This window comes from Martinezella lusitana (genome assembly GCF_900094565.1).
Taxonomy (GTDB): domain Bacteria; phylum Pseudomonadota; class Alphaproteobacteria; order Rhizobiales; family Rhizobiaceae; genus Rhizobium; species Rhizobium lusitanum.
On record NZ_FMAF01000032.1, the window covers coordinates 16194 to 37315 of the forward strand.

A 21122-nucleotide genomic window follows, 5' to 3' on the forward strand; every position below is an offset into this window, starting at 1 on the left:
TCCCGTCAACAACTCTTGTAGTCGTCATCCCATGGAAGAACCGCTTGCTTCGAAACGCTCCGTTACCGTCGCCGATGTCGCCAGGGCGGCGAAGGTCTCGAAGGCCACCGCAGCGCGTGTTCTGGGCGGCTACGGCGTAGTCAGCGACAAGATTCGCGCGCAGGTGACGGCGGCGGCCGCAGCGCTTGAGTATCGCCCCAACGAACTCGCCCGCAGCATGACGACGGGCAAATCCGGCATCATCGGCGTGGTCGTCGGCGATATCGAGAACGCCTTCTTCAGCCTCGCCGTGCGCGGCATCAGCGACGTCGCCCGAATGGCCGGCTTCAATGTCATCATCGCAAATTCCGGAGAAGAGCTGGAGGCGGAGAAATCGGCGGTGGATCTGCTGATCGGCAAGCGCGTCGATGGCCTCATCGTCACGCCGGCGCGATGCGACCGAATGGAACACCTGCGGGACATACGCCGCGTCGGAGTGCCGCTTGTGCTGTTTGACCGAAGCATTCCGGAGCTTGGCGTCGACTCCGTGACCGGCGATGACTTCGACGCGGCCGCCACCGCCACACGCTACCTGCTCGACGCCGGGCATCGCCATATCGCTTATATATCGGCCATGGACGCCGCTGACGAGCGGCTTACCGACAGCCGCGAACTTTCCAACTCCGCAGTGCGCGAGCGCGTGGAAGGGGTGCTGAAAGCGCAGGCTGCCGCGGGAATTGAAGACCCGCAGCGCTATGTGCGGCTCGGCGCCACCGATCAGGCGCGTACGGATGCAGTCGTCAAACACCTGTTGCAAGAAATGCCGGTGCCGACCGCGCTCGTCGCATCCGACAGTCTCGTCGGCCTCAGGGTATTCAAGTCGCTGCAAGCCCTCGGACTGTCCATACCCGCCGATATCTCGATGATTTCCTTCCTGGATGCCGATTGGACGACCGTCACCACGCCGCCAATCACCGTCGTCGACCAGCCGGTCTACGAGATGGGCAAGAAGGCAGCCGAAAGGCTGATTTCAAGACTGAACGGCAGGGATATGCCGGTCGAGCGCACTGCCGTCAAAACGAGCCTGATCAAGCGCGGATCGGTGGCCTCGCCGCCTCACAGCAGCGAGCAATAGCGCAGCGCATCATAAATGGCGGCATGGATATTGCGGCTCGCGATCGCATCGCCGATACGGATCAGGTCGAATGCACCCGCTTCGTTTTTCGCCGGCAGCGGCGCACGACGCGCAATCAAGGCCGGATAGTCGATTGCGCCGAGGTTGCGCGACAGCGGCTTCAGCTCAAGGTAAAGTTCGTCATTGGCGACGGTGCCATGCTCGACCACGACCTGGGAAACACGGCGCTCCCACAGCGTCTGTTCGGAAAAATCGGACCCCAGAACCGCAACCAGCGCATTGCCGTCGCGGCGCACCGATTTCAGCCGCGTATTGATGGTGACCCGGACATTTTTCTCGGCGAAGGTCTTCGCATAGGGCACATGGTTCATGCCGCCCATTTCCGGCGCGAAGAAACGCTCTGGCGAGACAAGCTCCAGTTCGGCGCCGCTATTGGCGATGACCTCGGCGGCCGACATGCCCGGATGCCCGCCATTGTCGTCGTAGAGCAGGACCTGCCCCTCGGGCTTCACGGCGCCGGCCAGAATGTCCCATGAAGACGTGACAAGGCCATCGCCACCGTCGAGTTCGGGCGACTGTGCAATGCCACCTGTCGCCACGACGACGAGATCGGGCTCGAATGCCATCACCTCATCCGCCCCGGCATAGACGTCGTAATGGATCGTGACGCCGAGCCGCTCCAATTCGGACAGCCGCCAATCGATGATCCCGATCATCTCCTTGCGGCGCGGATTGCGGGTGAGGAGATTGACCTGACCGCCGGCCTTCCCGCTTGCTTCGAGTACATCAACCGTATGGCCGCGCTCGGCGAGGACACGAGCCGCCTCCAGACCGGCTGGGCCGGCACCGATGACAACGGCCTTCCGCGACACCGCTGCCCGTTCGATCTGATGCGGCATCTCGGCCTCGCGGCCGGTCGCCGCATTGTGAATACAGAGCGCTTCGCCGCCTTCATAGATGCGATCGAGACAGTAGGTCGCGCCGACGCAAGGGCGGATGCGGGCTTCCTGCCCCGACATCACCTTGTTGACGATATGCGGGTCGGCAATATGGGCGCGTGTCATGCCGACCATATCGAGCTTGCCCTCCGCAATTGCATGGCGGGCCGTCGCGACATCGCCGATGCGGGCAGCGTGAAAGACCGGGAACTTGGTCGCCGCCCTCACCTCGCCGGCAAAATCCAGATGCGGCGCCGACGCCATTCCCTGGATAGGGATGACGTTGTTGAGCGCTGCGTCGCTGTCGATATGCCCGCGAATGATGTTGAGAAAATCGATGTTGCCGGAGGTGGCGAGACGCCGCGCGATCTCGACGCCCTCCTCCCGTGACAGTCCCTTCTCCCAATCCTCATCGGCCACAAGCCGGATACCGACGATGAAATCCTGTCCGACCGCCTTGCGGATCGCCTTGGTCATCATCATCGAAAAGCGCATGCGGTTTTCAAGCGAACCGCCGAACTCGTCCTCGCGCCTGTTCGTCGCCGGCGACCAGAAGCCGTCGGTCAGATGGCCGTAGGCCTCGATCTCGATGCCATCGAGGCCGGCAGCCTGCATGCGCTGGGCGGCGGCGGCGAAATCGGCGATGATCCGCTCAATATCCCAGTCTTCGGCAGCCTTTGGAAAGGCGCGATGCGCCGGCTCGCGGATCGGCGACGGCGCCAGCACCGGCAGCCAGTCTCCCTTGTTCCAACCGGTGCGGCGACCGAGATGGGTCAACTGGATCATCACGGCCGCACCGAATTCATGACAGTCGTCGGCAAGCTTCTTCAGCCATGGAACGATCTCGTCGCGATAAGCATGGAGATTGCCGAATGCCGGCGGCGAATCCGGCGAGACGACTGCGGAACCCGCCGTCATGGTCAGCGCGATGCCGCCCTTTGCTTTCTCCCGATGATAGAGCCTGTATCGATCCGTCGGCATCCCGTCTTCCGAATAAGCCGGCTCATGCGCCGTCGACATGATGCGGTTCTTCAGCGTGAGGTGCTTGAGTTGATAGGGCCGGAGCAAGGGATCGTTGGAGGTCATATCACTTTCATCGCTTTTGTGAAATCGAGGCTCAAGCTGCTATCTTTGCCGAGACGAGGGCCGATGGCTATAGCCTATTCGGCGGGCACACGAGCACGGCGCCCATGTCGCAGATCGACAGCCGTGTGCCAGACGATCGTCGCGAAGATGATCGCCCCGCCGATGAATGTGGCAACGGGCGGCGTCTCGGAGAAGAAAAGCCAGACCCAGAAAGGGGTCAGCACGATCTCCATCGAACTGATGAGGGCCGCATCGGCCGCGGGCATACGCCTAGACCCGAAAAGGAAGAGGACGAAGGCGAGTGCGAAATTCGTCGCCCCGAAGGCGGCCAGCAAAAGCCAGTTATAAACGTCCAGCGAGCTTGTCGAGGCGAAAGGCACGAAGATCAAGAATGTCAGGAGCCCGCCGACAACGCTCGACGGCAGGATCGGAATGCTGCGATCCATGCGCGGGATGACGATGATAAGGGCGAAAGTGATTGTCATGCCGAGCGCCAGCAGATCGCCGACACCGGTACCGCCACCGATCGAGGAGGCGACGATGACGGCAACACCGATCAGGCAGACGCCGCCGGCAATCAACGTCCGCTTCGCCACGCGCTCCTTCAGCATGATCCAGCTGAGAAACGCGGCGATAAATGGCGCCGTCGCATAGATCATGGTCACATTTGCGACCGTGGTCATGTAAAGCGCGCCGATGAAGCAGGCCTGACTTATCATCTGGCAGGCGAGCATCGCCAGGCCGGCCGGATGAAAGATCGAGGCCCATTGGCGCCGTGAAAACCCACCTTCGAGGAAAAAGCTGGGAATCAGCAGGAACAGGCCGCCAAACAACGATCGCCAGGCGATCGCCGTCCAAATGTCCGTGGTGAGAAGGCGTGCGTAGATGCCGCTGCAGCTCCACGCAAGCATTGCCGTAGCCACGAGTACAACGCCCCTCTCATAATCGCTGGCAAAAGCGGAGCGGGTCGGGAACTGGAATGTCATGTAATGGACTCAGAAAGGAAACCGAAGGAACGCCTCCTGTGTGCGCCGATATTTGACATCAGGCAAACGAATAGTAGAGATAGTAGCTATCAGAAATATTTGTGATCTCCGATGCACGACCCTATCGAAAGCGATTTGCTCCGAACCTTCCTCGTCATCAGCGAGACATCGAATTTTTCCGTGGCCGCGCAGCGTATCGGCCGCACGCAATCGGCCGTCAGCGCTCAGATCAAGCGCCTGGAGGAAACGATCGGCGAAACGTTGTTTGACAGAAATGCGCGAGGAGCGGTCCTGACCCGAGCGGGCAATCAGCTGCTTCCCTATGCCCAGAGGGTCATCGAGCTTCTGAACGAAGCGGCCGCGACCATCCGCACCAAGCCACTTGATGGACCAGTGCGGATCGGAATTCCGGAAGAGTATAGCCAGACCATTCTGCCTGCGGCACTTGCCGCCTTTGCCGTCAGACATCCGGCTGTCGAAGTGACCGTTTCCTGCGACTATACCGCCCGAAACCTTGCAGCCCTGGAGAAGGACGAACTTGATCTGGCTGTCGTCTTCGACTGGAGCAATCAGACGACGGGCGAAATTCTCTGCATCGATCCCACCGTCTGGGTAACCTCACTGGTACATCGCCTGCACGAAGCGACACCGCTGCCAATTGCAGTCTACCGGAATTCGACGTGGTGTCGCGATTTCGCTCTGCGATCCCTAGAGCAAACGGGGCTGCGCTATCGCATCGCCTTCGTCGCCGACACGAGTTCGGGCCTGAAGAATGCCGTCTTGGCCGGCCTTGCCGTTTCGACGCTGTCGCGCAGCAATATTCCGCATGGATGCAGGGAGCTGACGAGCGAAGACGGCTTTCCTCCCGTCGATTCCTCGCGCGTCGTGCTTCGCCGCAATCCCTATCATTCGAGCGAGGCAATCCAGGAGCTTGCCGAGAGGGTGCGCGAAGCCTTTCAGCCTATGTCGGCTCTGCCGCAGCCGTGATACGGCCGCGCAGCCTGCGGCGCGTACCGGATGGGCTTTCGGAAAAGCTCGCCCTGTAGCTGCGGGAGAATGCCGAGGCCGAATTGAAGCCGGTTGCTGCCGCGATCTCGGCAAAGGAATCCTTCGTCTCGATCACTTTGCGTCGCGCCGCGTTTAGTCGAAGTGCCAGATAGTGCACATGCGGCGGCGCGCCGATGCTGTCCTGGAAAAGCGCCTGCAGATGGCGTGCGCTGATGCCGACGCGGCGGGCCAGGCGCGCCAGAACCAACGGCTGCTCGATATGGTCTTCCATCAGGCGGATGGCCTGTGCGACCCGCGGATCACGCATGCGCAGACCCGCGGTCGATGGAGAAAGCTCTGCCGCGCCTTGTGTGGAAGCCGGCTCATAGATGAACAGGCGGCTGACCTCGAGCGCCAGCGAATAGCCCTGCCGTCGACGGATGATTTCGAGCATCAGATCGACGGTCGGCAAAGAGCCGGCCGTGGTGATACGCTTGCCGTCGATCACGAAGCGGTCCTTGACGGCCTTCACCTGCGGATAGGCAAGCGCGAAATCGTCGAAATCTTCCCAATGGACGGCGGCAGAGACATTGTCGAGAAGGCTCGCCTCGGCCAGCAGCCAGCTGCCGGATTCGATGCCCGCGATCATCGAACGATGGCGCGCGGTTTGCGACAATTGCATCTTCAGCGCCTGCGTGGCGCTGCGCCGCCAATTATAGCTGGCAAGCACGAAGAGCGGCGCCGTATCCGACATCGGCTTGAAACCGCCGGATGCCGGCACCGGAATGAGGCTTGTTGTTTCAACCGGCGAGCCGTCCAGCGTCAGCAGGCGCCAACGATAGATCTCTGCCCCGGAAATGCGATTGGCCCCGCGTAGCGGCTCGATCACCGAAGCGATCAGGATCAGGTTCGTTTCCGGCAGGACCAGCAGATCGATGTCGAGTGGCGTATCGGACGGGGTCAGCATAACCATTATCTCAAATTTCCGATAATGTATCGATAGATTCCGATAATGCAAAGCATGAAGATGTCGCATGCCGCGTAATGCTCTCAATACGAGGGAGAACAAAATGCCTCTTGCGATGAACCGAGATGTCTTCATCACCTGTGCCGTGACAGGCTCCGGCGATACGGTTTCGAAATCCAGCCATGTTCCGATCACCCCCAAGCAGATCGCGGATTCGGCAATCGACGCCGCCAAGGCTGGCGCCGCAATCGTTCACTGCCATGTCCGCGATCCGGAAACCGGCGCTGCCAGCCGCCGCAACGATCTCTACAAGGAGGTCACCGACCGGATCCGCTCGGCGGACGTCGACGTGGTGCTGAACCTGACTGCCGGCATGGGCGGCGACCTGATTTTCGGCGATGTCGAAAGCCCCCTGCCTCTGAATCCCAAGGGCACCGATATGGCAGGCGCAGCCGAACGTGTCAGCCATGTCGCCGAATGCCTGCCCGAAATCTGCACGCTCGATTGCGGCACCATGAACTTCAGCCTCGGCGACTATGTTATGACCAATACGCCCTCCATGCTGAGGGCCATGGCGAAGAAGATGACCGATCTCGGCGTGCGCCCCGAGATCGAGGCCTTCGACACCGGTCATCTCTGGTTTGCCAAACAGCTTGCCGAGGAGGGTCTTATTGAGGACCCGGTCCTCATCCAGCTCTGCATGGGCATCCCTTGGGGGGCGCCCGACGACCTCAACACCTTCATGGCGATGGTCAACAACGTTCCCACCAGCTGGACCTTCTCGGCCTTTTCCATCGGTCGTAACGCCATGGCCTACCCTGCGGCTGCTATCCTTGCCGGCGGCAACGTCCGCGTCGGCCTCGAAGACAATCTCTATGCCGGAAAAGGCATGCTCGCCACGAACGCACAGCTCGTCGAAAAGGCAGTGCAGGTGGTCGAAGGCATGGGCGCGCGCATCATCGGCCCCGAAGATGTCCGCAAGAAGCTGAAACTGACGAAGCGCTGAGGCTGCGATGACCAAGATCAACAAGGCAGCCTGCATCGGCGGCGGCGTCATCGGCGGCGGATGGATCGCCCGCTTTCTGCTGGCCGGCATCGACGTCGATGTCTACGATCCGCATCCCGAGGCAAGCCGCATCGTCGGCGAAGTGCTTGATAACGCCGAAAAAGCCTATGCGATGCTGACGGGCGCCCCTCTTCCGCCGCGCGGCAAACTGACGTTCCGCGAGACGCTGGAAGCGGCCGTCGCCGGTGCCGACTGGATCCAGGAAAGCGTGCCCGAGCGGCTGGACCTGAAGCGGAACGTGCTGACGCAGATCGACGCGGCGGCACGGCCGGATGCGTTGATCGGCTCCTCTACTTCGGGGCTGTTGCCGACCGATCTGCAGCGCGACATGCGTCATCCCGAGCGCCTCTTCGTCGCCCATCCGTATAATCCGGTCTATCTGCTGCCGCTGGTCGAGATCGTCGGCGGCGAAAAGACGAGTGCTGCGACGATCCAGGCCGCGATGGACAGGCTGCCGCCGATCGGCATGAAGGGTGTGCATATCGCCAAGGAGATCGAGGCTTTCGTCGGCGACCGCCTGTTGGAAGCTCTGTGGCGCGAGGCGCTCTGGCTGATCAAGGACGATATCTGCACCGTCGAGACGCTGGACGACGTCATCCGTTACTCCTTCGGCCTGCGCTGGGCGCAGATGGGCCTGTTCCAGACTTATCGCATCGCCGGCGGCGAAGCCGGCATGCGGCACTTCCTCGCGCAGTTCGGCCCGGCCCTGCAATGGAACTGGACCAAGCTGATGGATGTCGTCGATCTCGACGACGCCCTCGTCGAGAAGATCGGCCAGCAGTCGGACGAGCAGGCGAACGGATTGTCGATCCGCGAGCTGGAGCGCATCCGTGACGAAAACCTCGTCGGCATTCTGCAGAGCCTGAAAGGCGGCCACGGCGGCAAGGGCTGGGGCGCCGGCAAGCTGCTCAAGGATTTCGAACAGAGCCTCTGGGCGGCAGGCGGCGGCGAGAAGACGCCGCCTGACGTGGCAAGGCCGCTGCGCCTGATCGACACCAAGGTCAGCCCGGCATGGGTCGACTATAACGGCCACATGACCGAGCATCGCTATCTGCAGGTATTCGGCGACACGTCGGACGCGCTTCTGCGCCTGATCGGCGTCGATTTCGACTATGTCGAACGCGGCCACAGCTACTATACGGTGGAAACCCATATCCGCCATATCGGCGAGGCCAAGCTCGGACAGGCCATCCATTCGACCTGCCAGGTCCTCGCATCGGACGAGAAGCGGCTGCATGTTTTCCATAGGCTACACGACACGGCGAGCGGCGATGTGATCGCCACCGCGGAACACATGCTCCTGCATGTGGATGCCAAGGCGGGCAAGGCTGTTGCCGCACCGGAGGAGGTGCTGGTGAGACTAAGGCCGATCGCCGCCGCGCATGCAGCACTGCCAATGCCGGAGGGAGCCGGCCGCCATGTGGGACAAAAACGCTAGGAGGAAGCGATCGTGAATTTCGGACTCAGCGAAGAACAGGAAATGATCGTCAAGACGGTCCGGGACTTCGTGGAGACGGAGATCTATCCGCATGAGAACGAGGTCGAGCGCACCGGCATCGTGCCGCCGGATGTTGCCGAGGATATCAAACGCAAATGCATCGAGCTCGGCTTCTATGCCTGCGGCTTTCCCGAGGAGATCGGCGGCGCCGGCCTCGATCATCTGACCTTCACTCTTGTCGAGCGCGAGCTCGGCCGCGGTTCGATGGCACTGACGGTTTTCTTCGGCCGCCCCTCCGGCATCCTGATGGCTTGCGAGGGCGAGCAGCGGGAGCGCTATCTCCTGCCGGCGGTGCGTGGCGAACGGATCGACGCTCTCGCCATCACCGAACCGGACGCCGGCTCAGACATGCGCGGCATGAAATGCGCGGCACGACAGGATGGCGATGATTTCATCCTCAACGGCACCAAGCATTTCATATCGCATGCCGATGTCGCCGATTTCGTCATCGTCTTTGCCGCCACCGGCGAGGAAGAGACCTCGAAAGGCGTCAAGAAGAAGATCACGGCCTTTCTGGTCGACCGCGGCACGCCGGGCTTTGATATCGTGAAGGGTTATGACTCGGTCTCCCATCGCGGCTACCACAATGCCATTCTGAACTTTACCAATTGCCGTCTGCCGAAATCGCAGGTGCTCGGTGAGGTGCATCGCGGCTTCGATCTCGCCAATCAATGGCTGTACGGAACGCGGCTGACGGTTGCGGCGACCTGCGTCGGGCGGGCTCGCCGCGTCTTCGACCTGGCGCTGCCCTATGCCGCCGAGCGCAAGCAATTTGGCAAGCCGATCGGCGCCAATCAGGGTGTATCGTTCAAACTCGCCGACATGATCACCGAGATCGACGCCGCCGACCTCCTGACGCTGTCCGCCGCCTGGAAGCTGGATGCCGGCATCCCAGCCAATCGCGAGCTCGCCTCGGCAAAGCTCTATGCTTCCGAGATGTTGGCTCGCGTCACCGATGAAGCCATCCAGATCTTCGGCGGCATGGGGCTGATGGACGACCTGCCGCTCGCTCGCTTCTGGCGAGACGCCCGCGTCGAGCGCATCTGGGACGGAACCTCGGAAATCCAGCGGCACATCATCAGCCGCGACCTGCTTCGGCCGTTCGGAGCATGACGACATGACGCCACGCCCGCTCGACCGCCTCATCAGACCCAGAACGATCGCCGTCTTCGGCGGTCGCGAGGCGCGACGGGTCATCGAGCAGTGCGACCTGATGGGATTTGCCGGCGACATCTGGCCGGTGCATCCGACGCTGGAAAGCGTGCTTGGACGCCGCTGCTATCGCTCTGTGGAGGAGCTGCCGGATGGGCCGGATGCCGCCTTCGTCGGCGTCAACAGGATGCTGACCGTCGAGATCGTGCGAGCCCTCTCGGCGCGAGGTGGGGGCGGCGCGGTCTGTTACGCCTCCGGCTTCAGCGAGGCGGTTTCGGAGCTGGCGGATGGAGCGGAGTTGCAGCAAGCCCTCGTCGAAGCCGCCCGCGACATGCCGATCGTCGGTCCCAATTGCTATGGCATGATCAACGGCCTCGACGGCGCCCTGCTCTGGCCTGATCAGCATGGCATCGTGCGCAGCGAGCGCGGCGTTGCGATCCTCACCCAATCCTCCAACATCGCCATCAATCTCAGCATGCAACGGCGCGGCTTGCCCATCAGCTACCTGATGACGGCCGGCAACCAGGCGCAGATCGGGCTATCGGATCTTGCCCATGCCGTTCTCGACGACCCGCGCGTGACGGCAGTCGGCCTGCATATCGAGGGCTTCGGAAATATTCGTGCGCTTGAGGCTCTTGCCGCCCGCGCCCGAGAGCTGAAAAAACCGGTCGTCGCCCTGAAGGTCGGCAAATCCGAACAGGCGCAACGCGCCGCAATCTCGCATACGGCCTCGCTTGCAGGCAGCGATGCCGTTGCAGACGCCGTTTTCCATCGCCTCGGCATCGGTCGGGTGACAACGCTGCCGGAGCTTATCGAAACACTGAAGCTCCTGCATGTCGCAGGCCCGCTCGAAAGCGATGCGATCTCCTCGATGAGCTGTTCAGGCGGCGAGGCATCCCTGATGGCTGACGCAGCCGTCGGCCGGAACGTGGAATTTCGCGCCCTGAAACCCGGGCAGCTGCCGGCCTTGCGCGCGAGCCTCGGCGAGATGGTGACACTCTCGAACCCGCTCGACTATCACACCTTCGTCTGGGGCGATCTCTCCCGCCAGACGGATGCCTTCACCGCCATGTTCGAAGGCGGTTATGCCCTCAATCTGGTCGTGCTCGATTTTCCCCGGGAAGATCGCTGCGACGGTTCGGACTGGATGACGACCGTTTCTGCTGTCGCCGCTGCCGCCAAGCGAAGCGGCGCCCGGGCCGGCGTCCTCGCGACCTTGCCGGAAAATCTGCCGGAACCGATCGCCAAGCAGCTCATCGAAACCGGCATCGTGCCGCTCTGCGGCATCAGCGAAGCACTGGCGGCCGCCGATGTCGCGAGCGGGATCGCCAGAGTTTGGAAGAAGCCACGGCCATTGCCGTTGCTGGACCAGCCCGCAGACGCGGGCGAGATCGAAACCTTGAGCGAAGCGGCCGCGAAGGCGGAGCTTGCCGCTGCCGGCCTTACGGTTCCGCTCGGAAGAACGGCCGCTACAGCAAATGAGGCAGCCGAAACTGCGCAGCAAATTGGCTTCCCCGTCGCACTCAAGGCGCTCGGCATAGAGCACAAGTCCGAAGCGGGTGCCGTCAAGCTCAACCTATGGGATAAGAATGCAGTCAAAGATGCGGCCGAAGGCATGGCTCCCATCGCCCGCGGATATCTGGTCGAGCGGATGATCGAGCGCCCTGTCGCCGAGCTCATTGTCGGTGCGGTGCGCGATCCCGTCGTCGGCCTGACCTTGACGGTCGGCGCGGGCGGAATCCTCGTGGAATTGCTTGAAGATTCCGTTGTCCTGCCGCTTCCGGTGACGAAAGCGGAGGTTTTGGACAGGATTTCACGGCTGAAGGTCCGCAAGCTCATCGAAGGCTATCGTGGCAGTGCGGCAAGCAGTCTCGAAATCGTTGCCGACGCCGTCGTATCAGCGGCAGAATATGTCGTAAAGAACGCCGCGCTGCTCGAAGAACTGGACATTAATCCCTTGATGGTCTTGGGTGAATCACGCGGCGTCGTTGCCGCGGATGCCCTCATCCGGCGAAGGAGGTAGCAGAAGTTGCAAGACCCCATTCGCACCCGATGCGACGACGGTATCCTCGAGGTCGTCATCGACCGGCCGAAGGCGAATGCCATCGACCTGGCGACCAGCCGTACCATGGGGCTCATCTTCCGCGACTTCCGCGACAATCCGGATCTGCGCGTCGCCATCGTTTCGGGCGCCGGCGAAAAATTCTTTTCAGCCGGCTGGGATTTGAAGGCTGCCGCTGATGGTGACGCTGTCGACGGAGACTATGGTGTCGGCGGCTTTGGAGGCCTGCAGGAGCTGCGCGATCTCAACAAGCCGGTCATCTGTGCCGTCAACGGCATCTGTTGCGGCGGTGGCCTGGAGATCGCGCTTTCCGCCGATCTGATCATCGCGGCCGCTCACGCAACCTTCGCGCTGCCGGAAATCCGCTCCGGCACTGTCGCCGATGCCGCATCGATCAAATTGCCGAAGCGCATTCCCTATCACATCGCCATGGATATGCTGTTCACCGGCCGCTGGCTCAATGTCGAAGAGGCGCATCGCTGGGGTTTCGTCAACGAGATCGTCTTGGCCGACAAGCTGATGGACAGGGCTTGGGAACTTGCCCGTCTGCTTGCAAGCGGGCCGCCGCTCGTCTATGCGGCCATAAAGGAAATAGTTCGCGAAGCGGAGGGAACGACGTTTCAGACTGCCATGAACAAGATCACCAAACGGCAGTTTGCGACCGTCGACGCCCTCTATTCAAGCGAGGATCAATTGGAAGGCGCAAGGGCTTTCGCGGAGAAGCGGGCCCCCATCTGGAAAGGAAAGTGAAAAGCGGCGGCAACCGCAGCATTTTCCCGCATGATCGCGGGCAACAGGCTTCACGCGGAAGAGGAAACCGTGACGTGAAGTGCGCTGCCCGGGAATTCTGTCAACTCGGCAAAAAGAAGGAACAGGGGAATGAACGACTATACGAAATATCTGGCAAGCCGCGTGACTTCGGGCGGGCTCAGCCGCCGCGAATTCATGGGACGAGCAATGGCAGCCGGCGTAACCTTGGCACTCGCCGACCAGCTCTTTACCGAAAGTGCGATGGCGGCCGAGCCGAAGCGCGGCGGGCATCTGAAGCTCGGCCTCGAAGGCGGAGCTGCGACCGATTCCAAGGACCCGGCGAAATTCCTGTCTCAAGTCATGTTCTGCGTCGGCCGTTGCTGGGGCGACATGCTGGTGGAATCCCACCCGCTGACCGGCGCCGCCGTTCCGTCGCTTGCCGAATCCTGGGAGCCGTCGAAGGATGCCGCTACCTGGACCTTCAAGATCCGCAAGGGCGTGAAGTTCCACAACGGCAAGGATCTGACGATCGACGACGTCGTCGCCACCCTCAAGCGTCATACCGATGCGAAGTCGGAGTCGGGCGCGCTCGGCGTCATGAAGTCGATCAAGGAGATCAAGGCCGACGGCGGCAACCTCGTGTTGACGCTGACGGAAGGCAACGCCGACATGCCGTTGCTTCTCACCGACTATCATCTCGTCATCCAGCCGAATGGCGGCTATGACGATCCCCTCGCCTCGATCGGCACCGGCCCCTACAAGATGGTCAGCTTCGAACCCGGAGTGCGCGCCACGTTCGAGCGGAACAAGGACGACTGGCGCACCGACCGCGGCTATGTCGATTCAATCGAAATCATCGGCATGAACGATGCGACGGCACGCATCGCCGCCCTCTCCTCCGGCCAGGTGCACTACATCAACCGCGTCGACCCTAAGACGGTTGACCTGTTGAAGCGCGCACCGAATGTCGAGATCCTGGCGACGGCCGGCCGCGGCCACTACGTGTTCATCATGCATTGCACCACGGCGCCGTTCGACAACAACGACCTGCGTCTCGCGCTCAAATACGCCATGGACCGCGAAACCATGGTCAAGAAGATCCTCGGCGGCTATGGCAAGGTCGGCAACGATTTCCCGATCAACAACACTTATGCCCTGTTCCCCGAAGGCATCGAGCAGCGCACATACGACCCAGACAAGGCCTCCTTCCACTACAAGAAGTCCGGCCATAGCGGCTCGGTGCTGCTGCGCACCTCCGAAGTCGCTTTCCCGGGCGCCGTCGATGCAGCCGTCCTCTATCAGGAAAGCTGCAAGAAGGCGGGGATCGAGATCGAGGTCAAGCGCGAGCCGGGCGACGGCTATTGGACCAACGTCTGGAACGTCCAGCCCTTCTCCACATCCTATTGGGGCGGCCGCCCGACACAGGACCAGATGTATTCCACCGCCTACCTGTCGACCGCCGACTGGAACGATACCCGCTTTAAGCGCCCGGACTTCGACAAGCTTCTGCTTCAGGCCCGCTCCGAACTGGACGAAGCCAAGCGCAAGGAGCTCTACCGTGCCATGGCGATGATGGTGCGCGACGAAGGTGGTGTGATCCTGCCGATGTTCAACGATTTCGTGAACGCCTCCACCAAGAAGGTGAAGGGCTACGTCCACGATATCGGCAACGACATGTCGAACGGCTACGTCGCGACCCGCGTCTGGCTGGACACCTGATGCCCGAAGCCGGGCGACAACGCCCTCATCTCTGACGAAGCCGGGACCGCGGACACTCTTCGCGGTCCTCCCGACGTTTAGAGCAACTCCAGGAAAAGTGCGCAGCGGTTTTCCATCCGGAATTGCGTAAGACAACAAGAGCGCGAGGCATCGGCCATGTCCAATCCATCCCCCGGAACCGTTCTGCCCGGGCTGAGGTTCAAGCAGCGTTTTCCGTTGCTGTCCCTGATCATCGAGCGCTGCCTGCTCAGCATCGTCCTGCTGTTTGCGGTCTCCATCCTGATCTTCGGCGGGCTGGAAGCCCTGCCGGGCGATTTCGCGACCACCTATCTCGGCCAGTCGGCAACGCCGCAGGCGGTTGCCAACATTCGCGCCGATCTCGGCCTCAACCGGCCTGTCGTCACTCGCTATGTGGAATGGCTCGGCAACGCCGTGCAGGGCGACTTCGGCACCTCCTGGGCCAGCAAGAACTCCGTCAGTGAGCAGATTGGCAAGCGGCTCGGCAATTCGCTGTTTCTGGCCGGTTTCGCCGCGCTGATCTCGGTGCCGCTCGCCGTCGGCCTCGGCATGCTGGCGGTGCATTTCAGGAACCGCATGCCCGACAAGATCATCAATGTCGTTTCGCTGGCGGCGATCTCCCTGCCGGAATTCTTCATCGGCTACCTCCTTATCCTGTTCTTTGCCGTAAAATTCGGCGTGGCGACCTTTCCCGCCACCGTCTATGAAGGCATGGGCCTCATGGACCGGCTGCAGGCGATCGCCCTGCCGACGGCGACGCTGGTGCTCGTGGTGCTTGCTCACATGATGCGCATGACCCGCGCCGCCATCCTTTCGGTCATGTCGTCGGCCTATATGGAAACGGCTGAGCTCAAGGGGTTGTCTGCCTTCCGCGCCATCGTCAAGCACGCGGCCCCCAACGCGCTGGCCCCGATCATCAACGTCATCGCGCTGAACCTTGCCTATCTCATCGTCGGCGTCGTCGTCGTCGAGGTGGTCTTCGTCTATCCCGGCATGGGCCAGTACATGGTCGATGCGGTCACCGTGCGCGATATGCCTGTCGTCCAGGCCTGCGGGCTGATCTTTGCCGCCGTCTACATCCTCCTCAACATGACCGCCGATATTCTGGCGATCGTCGCCAACCCGCGCCTGAGGCATCCACGATGAGATTGAGAGAGATCCCCATCACCGCCTGGATCGGCATAGCCGGTATTCTGCTCGCCTTCTTCTGCGCGATTTTCGCGCCCTGGATCGCCCCCTATGGCGAGACCGAAGTCGTCGGCAATGTCTGGCAGGCCGCCGACGCGCAATATTTCTTCGGCCTCGACAATCTCGGCCGCGATATCCTGTCGCGTCTGATCTATGGCACACGCACGACGCTGTTCGTCGCGCTGACGGCGACGATCATCTCCTTCTCGCTCGGCATCGTCCTGAGCTTCACCGCCGCCGTCTCGCGCGGATTGATCGACACGATCTTCTCGCGCTTCAACGACCTGATGATGTCGATCCCGACGCTGATCTTCGCGCTCGTGGTGCTGGCGGTGCTGCCGCAGAACCTGATCGTGCTGATCCTCGTCATGGCCATCCTCGATTCCACCCGCGTCTATCGTCTCGGCCGTGCCGTGGCGCTCGATGTCGCGGTCATGGAGTTCGTCGAGGCCGCCAAGCTGCGCGGCGAAGGCAGGATCTGGATCATCTTCCGCGAGATCCTGCCGAACACGCTTTCGCCGCTGCTGGCGGAATTCGGCCTGCGCTTTGCCTTCTCGATCCTGTTCCTTTCCACCCTGTCCTTCCTCGGCCTCGGTATCCAGCCGCCGTCCGCCGACTGGGGCGGCATGGTCAAGGACAACAAGGACGGCATCATCTTCGGCATCTCTGCCGCTCTCGTACCGGGCTCCGCCATCGCGGCGCTCGCGGTCTGTGTCAATCTGGTGGTCGACTGGCTCTTGAAGCGCACCTCCAGCCTCAAGGGAGGGCGTGGCGATGCCTGAGCTTCTTTCCGTTCGCGATCTCAAGATCGAGGCAACCAGCTATCCGCCGGGCGAGCCACCGAAACGCGTGACCATCGTCGACGGCGTGTCCTTCGATCTCAAGAAGGGCAAGGTGCTCGGCCTGATCGGCGAATCCGGCGCCGGCAAGTCCACCATCGGTCTCTCCGCGCTGGCCTATGGTCGCGGCGGCGCCGAGATCACCGGCGGCCAGGTGCTGCTCGACGGCGTCGACATCCTGCCGCTCGGCAAATCCGGCATCCGCAAGATCCGCGGTGCCCGCGTCTGTTATGTCGCGCAATCGGCAGCGGCCGCCTTCAATCCGGCGCACAGGCTGGGCGATCAGGTGATTGAAGCCACCGTCAAACACCGGCTGATGACGAAGGACGAGGCCAGGAAGCGCGCGCTTTACCTCTTCCGTGTGCTTGGCCTGCCCAATCCGGAAACATTCGGCGAGCGCTATCCGCATCAGGTCTCCGGCGGCCAGCTTCAGCGCGCCATGACGGCCATGGCGCTTTGCTCCAACCCCGAACTGATCGTCTTCGACGAACCCACAACCGCGCTCGACGTGACGACGCAGATCGACGTGCTGGCAGCGATCAAGCACGCTATCGAGGAAACACATACGGCGGCGCTCTATATCACCCACGATCTCGCCGTCGTCGCCCAGATCTCCGACGACATCATGGTGCTGCGATACGGCAAGCAAGTGGAGTACGGCAGCGTGCAGCAGATCATCGAGGCGCCGCGACAGGACTATACCCGCGCCCTCGTCAACGTTCGCCAGATAGCGAGAGAGGAAACCGCCGATCAATCGGGAGCGCTTCTGAAAATCGAGAATATCAACGCGCAATATTCGAACGGTTTCAAGGTATTGCACGATGTTTCTCTACATGTACCAAAAGGTCAGACACTGGCTGTTGTCGGTGAATCCGGATCGGGGAAATCGACGCTCGCCCGCGTCATCACCGGCCTGCTGCCCCCGAGCGACGGACGGATTTCCTTCGACGGCAAGCCGCTGACACCAGCCTTGAAAAACCGCTCCCGCGAGGAATTGCGGCGGATACAGCTGATCTACCAGATGGCCGACACCGCCATGAATCCCCGCCAGACCGTGCGCGACATCATCGGCCGCCCGCTGACCTTTTATGACGGTCTGCACGGCGCGGCGAAGACGGCGCGCGTGAAGGAACTGCTCGACCAGATTGAGATGGGCACCGGTTTCGTCGACCGTTACCCGGCCGAGCTTTCCGGCGGCCAGAAGCAGCGCGTCGCAATCGCCCGTGCGCTTGCCGCCAAGCCCGAGCTCATCCTTTGCGACGAGCCGACCTCGGCGCTCGATCCACTCGTTGCCGATGGAATTCTGAAGCTGCTCTTGAGGTTGCAGAAGGAAGCCCAGCTCTCCTACATCTTCATCACGCATGATATCGCCATCGTGCGCGCCATCGCCGACAGCGTCGCTGTCATGCATCGCGGCAAGCTCGTTCGCTTCGGACCGAAATCACAGGCGCTGTCGCCGCCTTTCGACGATTACACGGACCTGCTGCTGAAATCCGTGCCCGAGATGGAAATCGGCTGGTTGGAGCGTGTCTTGACGACGCGAAAAATGGAGAGCGCCGGAAATTGAATGCTCGACATCTCAAGGCCTCCGCCCAATCTTAATCCTGCCTGCAATACCGGAATGAAACGCATGACCGACCGCAGCTTCGCCACCATCGAAAACCACTGGATCACCCTCAAGGACGGCACGCGCCTGGCGGCGCGCATCTGGATGCCGGACAATGCGGAAAACGATCCCGTGCCCGCCGTCTTCGAATTCCTGCCCTATCGCAAACGGGACGGAACGAGCCCTCGGGATGAATCGACCTACCCGGTTTTTGCGGCCGCCGGGATTGCAGGCGTGCGCGTCGATATAAGAGGCTCCGGCGAATCCGACGGCGTGATCGATGGCGAATATACCGAGCTCGAGCTTGCCAATGCCTGCGAACTGATCGCCTGGATCGCCGAACAACCCTGGTCCAACGGATCGGTCGGCATGATGGGCATTTCCTGGGGCGGCTTCAACTGCCTGCAGGTCGCCGCCTTGAAACCGCCGGCACTGAAGGCCGTCATATCGATCGCCTCCACCGTCGATCGCTACAACGACGACATCCACTACAAGAACGGCTGCCATCTCTCCGCGCAGCTCTCCTGGGCCGCGACTATGCTCGGCTATCAATCGCGTTCGCCCGATCCGGCCATCGTCGGCGAGCGCTGGCGGGAGATGTGGTTGGAGCGCCTGGAACACGAACCCTTCTTCATGGAGGAATGGCTTCAGCATCAACGCCGCGACGACTTCTGGCGGCATGGCTCCATCTGCGAGAATTTCGCGAAGTTCGATGTTCCGGCTATCGTCATTGCCGGCTGGGCGGACGGCTATCGCAATACGCCGTTGTTGGCTGTCGAAGGCCTCGGAAATAAGGCGAAGGCGCTGATCGGGCCGTGGGTCCACAAATATCCGCATTTCGCCTGGCCGAAGCCACGCGCCGATTTTCACGGCGAGGCCATCGCCTGGTGGAACCGCTGGCTGCGCGGCGACCAGAATGGAGCAGAAAGCATACCGCCAGTTCGCGCCTATATTCTCGATGCCATAAAACCCGCAACACGCCGCGATTTCGACCCTGGTTTCTGGATCGCCAAGTCCGAATGGCAAAAGCCTGATATGCAGTGCTTCTATGTCGAGCAGTTCGGCACGCTGATGGAAGGCATGCCGATCCCACATGCGCCGGAACATCCCATCTATCTGCGCTCGCCGCTCGACACGGGCACCGCCTCGGGCGAATGGTTCACCCTGAAGCCGGACGTGGAAATGGCGATCGATCAGCGTCTCGACGATGCCGGCTCGCTCACCTTCCAGACGGCGCCGCTTGTAGAGGATCACGATTATCTGGGACGCCCGGTACTGGCGTTGACGCTTCGATGCGACGCGGAAACGGCAAATCTCTGCGCAAGACTTGTCGATATCCATCCGGACGGCACGGCGACGCGCGTCTCCTTTGGCGTGTTCAATCTCGCCCATCGCAACAGCAATGCCGAGCCCGAACCACTGAGCAAGGGCGAGCGCACCAGGGTCACGCTGACGCTCGATGCCTGCGGCTACCGCTTCCGCAAGGGTCATCGCATCCGCCTGTCTCTGTCGACGGCCTACTGGCCGATGGTCCTGCCGCCGCCGGAAGATCCGGGTCTGACGATCGACCTCGCCTCCATCGGCCTCGGCCTGCCAAAGCTGGGGGCGCACGACGTCATCGACTTGAAGCAGCCCGATAATCCGGATCCGCTGCCGAAATACATCGAACATGCGCCGGCTTCGACGAAACGGCGGGTGATGCGCGACCTTTCGGCAGGTAAAACTCACTATGAAATTCATGAGGATACCGGACTTTTTGAACATCCCGGTACAGGTCTTTCCACGCGGCAGCTACGTGAAGAAGTGTGGTCGATCGCACCGGACGATCCGCTGTCGATGAAGGGCATTTCGACCTGGACATGCGACATGCAACGCCCCGACTGGTTCGTTAGGACGATCGCGACATCGGCGATATCCTGCACGGCAACGGACTGGATCGTCAGCGCTTCCGTCACCGCCTATGAAGGCGAGACGCAGATTTTCCGCAAAGTGTTCGAGGAGAAGCGCGTCCCGCGCGACCTGATGTAAATCAGCGCGTGCCTGCGAACCGGCTTGCCGCGGCGCATATGGCGGCAAAGCCGTCGCGGGCGCCGTCGCTCATATGTCTCGCCCGCAGCCAGGCATGCACCATCTGCGGCTCCTCGCGGAACCAGACCTCGACGCCCGCCTGCGCCAGCCTTGCCGCATAATTGCGGCCGTCGTCGCGCAACGGATCGAAATGCGCCACCGTGATGAAGGCGGGGGGAAGGCCGGCAACCGATTGCGAGGCAAGCGGCTCGGCAACGGGATTGCCTGATGGAGCCTGCAAGACGCTGCGGTAGTAGCCGACATCGGCGGTCGTCAGCCCCGGCGCGTCCGCCATCTCCTGGTAGGAACCGGAGACGAGATCGCCGCCGAGCGCGGGATAGATGAGGATCTGACCCGCAATCCCCGAAAGACCGTCGGCCTTCGCGCGGATGGCCAATCCAGCCGCGAGATTGCCGCCGGCGCTGTCACCGATCAGCACGACGGTCTTTCCCTCGGCAAGCAATTGCCCGAGAACGCTGAAGCAATCATCCGTCTGCGTCGGCCACCGATGCTCCGGCGCCAGACGATAGTCGACGGAGATAAGCTCTGCTCCGGCATGGTCGGCAATCTCGGCGCAAATCGCGTGGTGGCTTTCGAGCGAGCCGACGACGAAGCCGCCGCCGTGAAGATAGAGCAGGCAGGTTGCGGTGCGGATGTCGGCCGGAAGGTAGCGCCTGATCGGAATCGTTCCCGACACAAGCTCATCGCGCATGCGCATGCCATCAGGCAATGGTCGGTCGAAGCGAGCGCAGAGCGCGTCATACCATTGGCGTTGCTGTCCGATGGAAGCCGTCACTGCGTCCGGCGGATAAAAAGAATCGCAGATCTCCATGAACTGCAAGATACCCGCCTCGGTCGGCATCGGGCGCTGCGGAGAATCCATCTGAAATCCTCGTTCCGTTGGAATTGTCGAGCAATAGCACAATCCCGCCGCGGGCCGCTTATCCGCTTACGGCCAAAGCCGCCGCGACGGCGACATGCGGCTGGACGGCTCCACGGAAAGGCGAGCGATTGCACACAGCCCCTCATTGCCGGAAGATTCGTCAGAAACTGCACATTTTTCGCGCAAGTGCATGCAC

At 61.9% G+C, this 21122-nt stretch carries 16 protein-coding genes; 12 read left to right on the plus strand and 4 right to left on the minus strand.

What is annotated here, in order from left to right:
• Positions 1 to 31 precede the first annotated feature (31 nt).
• A complete protein-coding gene (locus GA0061101_RS33075; protein WP_037197411.1) occupies positions 32 to 1114 on the plus strand; it encodes a LacI family DNA-binding transcriptional regulator in 1083 nt (360 codons plus the stop codon).
• On the opposite strand, the gene GA0061101_RS33080 is transcribed toward GA0061101_RS33075, so the two are convergent.
• Both GA0061101_RS33080 and GA0061101_RS33085 read right to left on the minus strand, forming a co-directional pair.
• Positions 1096 to 3138, minus strand: coding sequence for an NADH:flavin oxidoreductase (locus GA0061101_RS33080; RefSeq protein WP_037197410.1), 2043 nt, complete (start codon positions 3136 to 3138; stop codon positions 1096 to 1098). The genes GA0061101_RS33075 and GA0061101_RS33080 overlap by 19 nt on opposite strands.
• Before the next feature lie 74 nt (positions 3139 to 3212).
• Entirely contained in the window at positions 3213 to 4124 is a 912-nt protein-coding gene (locus tag GA0061101_RS33085; RefSeq protein ID WP_037197408.1) for a DMT family transporter, read from the minus strand.
• 111 nt (positions 4125 to 4235) lie between these two features.
• On the opposite strand from GA0061101_RS33085, the gene GA0061101_RS33090 reads away from it, so the two are divergent.
• Positions 4236 to 5111 (plus strand): LysR substrate-binding domain-containing protein, encoded by an 876-nt coding sequence (locus GA0061101_RS33090; RefSeq protein ID WP_037197405.1) that lies wholly within the window; start codon positions 4236 to 4238, stop codon positions 5109 to 5111.
• On the opposite strand, the gene GA0061101_RS33095 is transcribed toward GA0061101_RS33090, so the two are convergent.
• The gene (locus GA0061101_RS33095) at positions 5086 to 6078 is read right to left on the minus strand and encodes a GlxA family transcriptional regulator (protein WP_037197560.1); all 993 of its coding nucleotides are present in this window, start codon (positions 6076 to 6078) and stop codon (positions 5086 to 5088) included. The genes GA0061101_RS33090 and GA0061101_RS33095 overlap by 26 nt on opposite strands.
• A gap of 103 nt (positions 6079 to 6181) precedes the next feature.
• Between GA0061101_RS33095 and bcoG the strand changes: the two genes are divergently transcribed.
• From bcoG to GA0061101_RS33145, 10 genes are all read left to right on the plus strand, one after another.
• Positions 6182 to 7084, plus strand: a complete 903-nt coding sequence (gene bcoG / locus GA0061101_RS33100) for a 3-dehydrocarnitine:acetyl-CoA trimethylamine transferase BcoG (protein WP_037197404.1) — start codon at positions 6182 to 6184, stop codon at positions 7082 to 7084.
• Between the two features lie 7 nt (positions 7085 to 7091).
• Complete coding sequence (locus GA0061101_RS33105; protein WP_037197402.1) at positions 7092 to 8582, plus strand: carnitine 3-dehydrogenase; 1491 nt, start codon at positions 7092 to 7094, stop codon at positions 8580 to 8582.
• Positions 8583 to 8594: 12 nt separating this feature from the next.
• Positions 8595 to 9755 (plus strand): acyl-CoA dehydrogenase family protein, encoded by a 1161-nt coding sequence (locus GA0061101_RS33110; protein WP_092576685.1) that lies wholly within the window; start codon positions 8595 to 8597, stop codon positions 9753 to 9755.
• A 4-nt stretch (positions 9756 to 9759) separates the two neighbouring features.
• Complete coding sequence (locus GA0061101_RS33115) at positions 9760 to 11817, plus strand: acetate--CoA ligase family protein (RefSeq protein ID WP_037197399.1); 2058 nt, start codon at positions 9760 to 9762, stop codon at positions 11815 to 11817.
• A 6-nt stretch (positions 11818 to 11823) separates the two neighbouring features.
• The gene (locus GA0061101_RS33120; protein ID WP_037197398.1) at positions 11824 to 12606 is read left to right on the plus strand and encodes a carnitinyl-CoA dehydratase; all 783 of its coding nucleotides are present in this window, start codon (positions 11824 to 11826) and stop codon (positions 12604 to 12606) included.
• 129 nt (positions 12607 to 12735) lie between these two features.
• Positions 12736 to 14325, plus strand: a complete 1590-nt coding sequence (locus GA0061101_RS33125) for an ABC transporter substrate-binding protein (protein ID WP_037197397.1) — start codon at positions 12736 to 12738, stop codon at positions 14323 to 14325.
• A 156-nt stretch (positions 14326 to 14481) separates the two neighbouring features.
• A complete protein-coding gene (locus GA0061101_RS33130; protein WP_037197396.1) occupies positions 14482 to 15489 on the plus strand; it encodes an ABC transporter permease in 1008 nt (335 codons plus the stop codon).
• Positions 15486 to 16313 (plus strand): ABC transporter permease, encoded by an 828-nt coding sequence (locus GA0061101_RS33135; protein WP_037197394.1) that lies wholly within the window; start codon positions 15486 to 15488, stop codon positions 16311 to 16313. The genes GA0061101_RS33130 and GA0061101_RS33135 overlap by 4 nt, the downstream gene beginning before the upstream one ends.
• Positions 16306 to 17937, plus strand: coding sequence for an ABC transporter ATP-binding protein (locus GA0061101_RS33140; RefSeq protein WP_037197392.1), 1632 nt, complete (start codon positions 16306 to 16308; stop codon positions 17935 to 17937). Before GA0061101_RS33135 ends, GA0061101_RS33140 begins: the two co-directional genes overlap by 8 nt.
• A gap of 63 nt (positions 17938 to 18000) precedes the next feature.
• Complete coding sequence (locus GA0061101_RS33145) at positions 18001 to 20004, plus strand: CocE/NonD family hydrolase (RefSeq protein ID WP_092576701.1); 2004 nt, start codon at positions 18001 to 18003, stop codon at positions 20002 to 20004.
• Between the two features lies 1 nt (position 20005).
• Here the strand turns inward: GA0061101_RS33145 and GA0061101_RS33150 are convergent, their stop codons facing one another.
• Positions 20006 to 20926, minus strand: coding sequence for an alpha/beta hydrolase (locus GA0061101_RS33150; RefSeq protein ID WP_037197390.1), 921 nt, complete (start codon positions 20924 to 20926; stop codon positions 20006 to 20008).
• Positions 20927 to 21122 lie beyond the last annotated feature (196 nt).

What these genes read in the sequence shown, in the direction of transcription:
- GA0061101_RS33135 (WP_037197394.1), top strand. Translation starts at nt 15,486, where the DNA reads ATGAGATTGAGAGAGATCCCCATCACCGCCTGGATCGGCATAGCCGGT.
- bcoG (WP_037197404.1), top strand. Translation starts at nt 6,182, where the DNA reads ATGCCTCTTGCGATGAACCGAGATGTCTTCATCACCTGTGCCGTGACA.
- GA0061101_RS33130 (WP_037197396.1), top strand. Translation starts at nt 14,482, where the DNA reads ATGTCCAATCCATCCCCCGGAACCGTTCTGCCCGGGCTGAGGTTCAAG.
- GA0061101_RS33105 (WP_037197402.1), top strand. Translation starts at nt 7,092, where the DNA reads ATGACCAAGATCAACAAGGCAGCCTGCATCGGCGGCGGCGTCATCGGC.
- GA0061101_RS33075 (WP_037197411.1), top strand. Translation starts at nt 32, where the DNA reads ATGGAAGAACCGCTTGCTTCGAAACGCTCCGTTACCGTCGCCGATGTC.
- GA0061101_RS33125 (WP_037197397.1), top strand. Translation starts at nt 12,736, where the DNA reads ATGAACGACTATACGAAATATCTGGCAAGCCGCGTGACTTCGGGCGGG.
- GA0061101_RS33145 (WP_092576701.1), top strand. Translation starts at nt 18,001, where the DNA reads ATGACCGACCGCAGCTTCGCCACCATCGAAAACCACTGGATCACCCTC.
- GA0061101_RS33140 (WP_037197392.1), top strand. Translation starts at nt 16,306, where the DNA reads ATGCCTGAGCTTCTTTCCGTTCGCGATCTCAAGATCGAGGCAACCAGC.
- GA0061101_RS33095 (WP_037197560.1), bottom strand. Translation starts at nt 6,078, where the DNA reads ATGCTGACCCCGTCCGATACGCCACTCGACATCGATCTGCTGGTCCTG.
- GA0061101_RS33090 (WP_037197405.1), top strand. Translation starts at nt 4,236, where the DNA reads ATGCACGACCCTATCGAAAGCGATTTGCTCCGAACCTTCCTCGTCATC.
- GA0061101_RS33080 (WP_037197410.1), bottom strand. Translation starts at nt 3,138, where the DNA reads ATGACCTCCAACGATCCCTTGCTCCGGCCCTATCAACTCAAGCACCTC.
- GA0061101_RS33115 (WP_037197399.1), top strand. Translation starts at nt 9,760, where the DNA reads ATGACGCCACGCCCGCTCGACCGCCTCATCAGACCCAGAACGATCGCC.
- GA0061101_RS33085 (WP_037197408.1), bottom strand. Translation starts at nt 4,124, where the DNA reads ATGACATTCCAGTTCCCGACCCGCTCCGCTTTTGCCAGCGATTATGAG.
- GA0061101_RS33150 (WP_037197390.1), bottom strand. Translation starts at nt 20,926, where the DNA reads ATGGATTCTCCGCAGCGCCCGATGCCGACCGAGGCGGGTATCTTGCAG.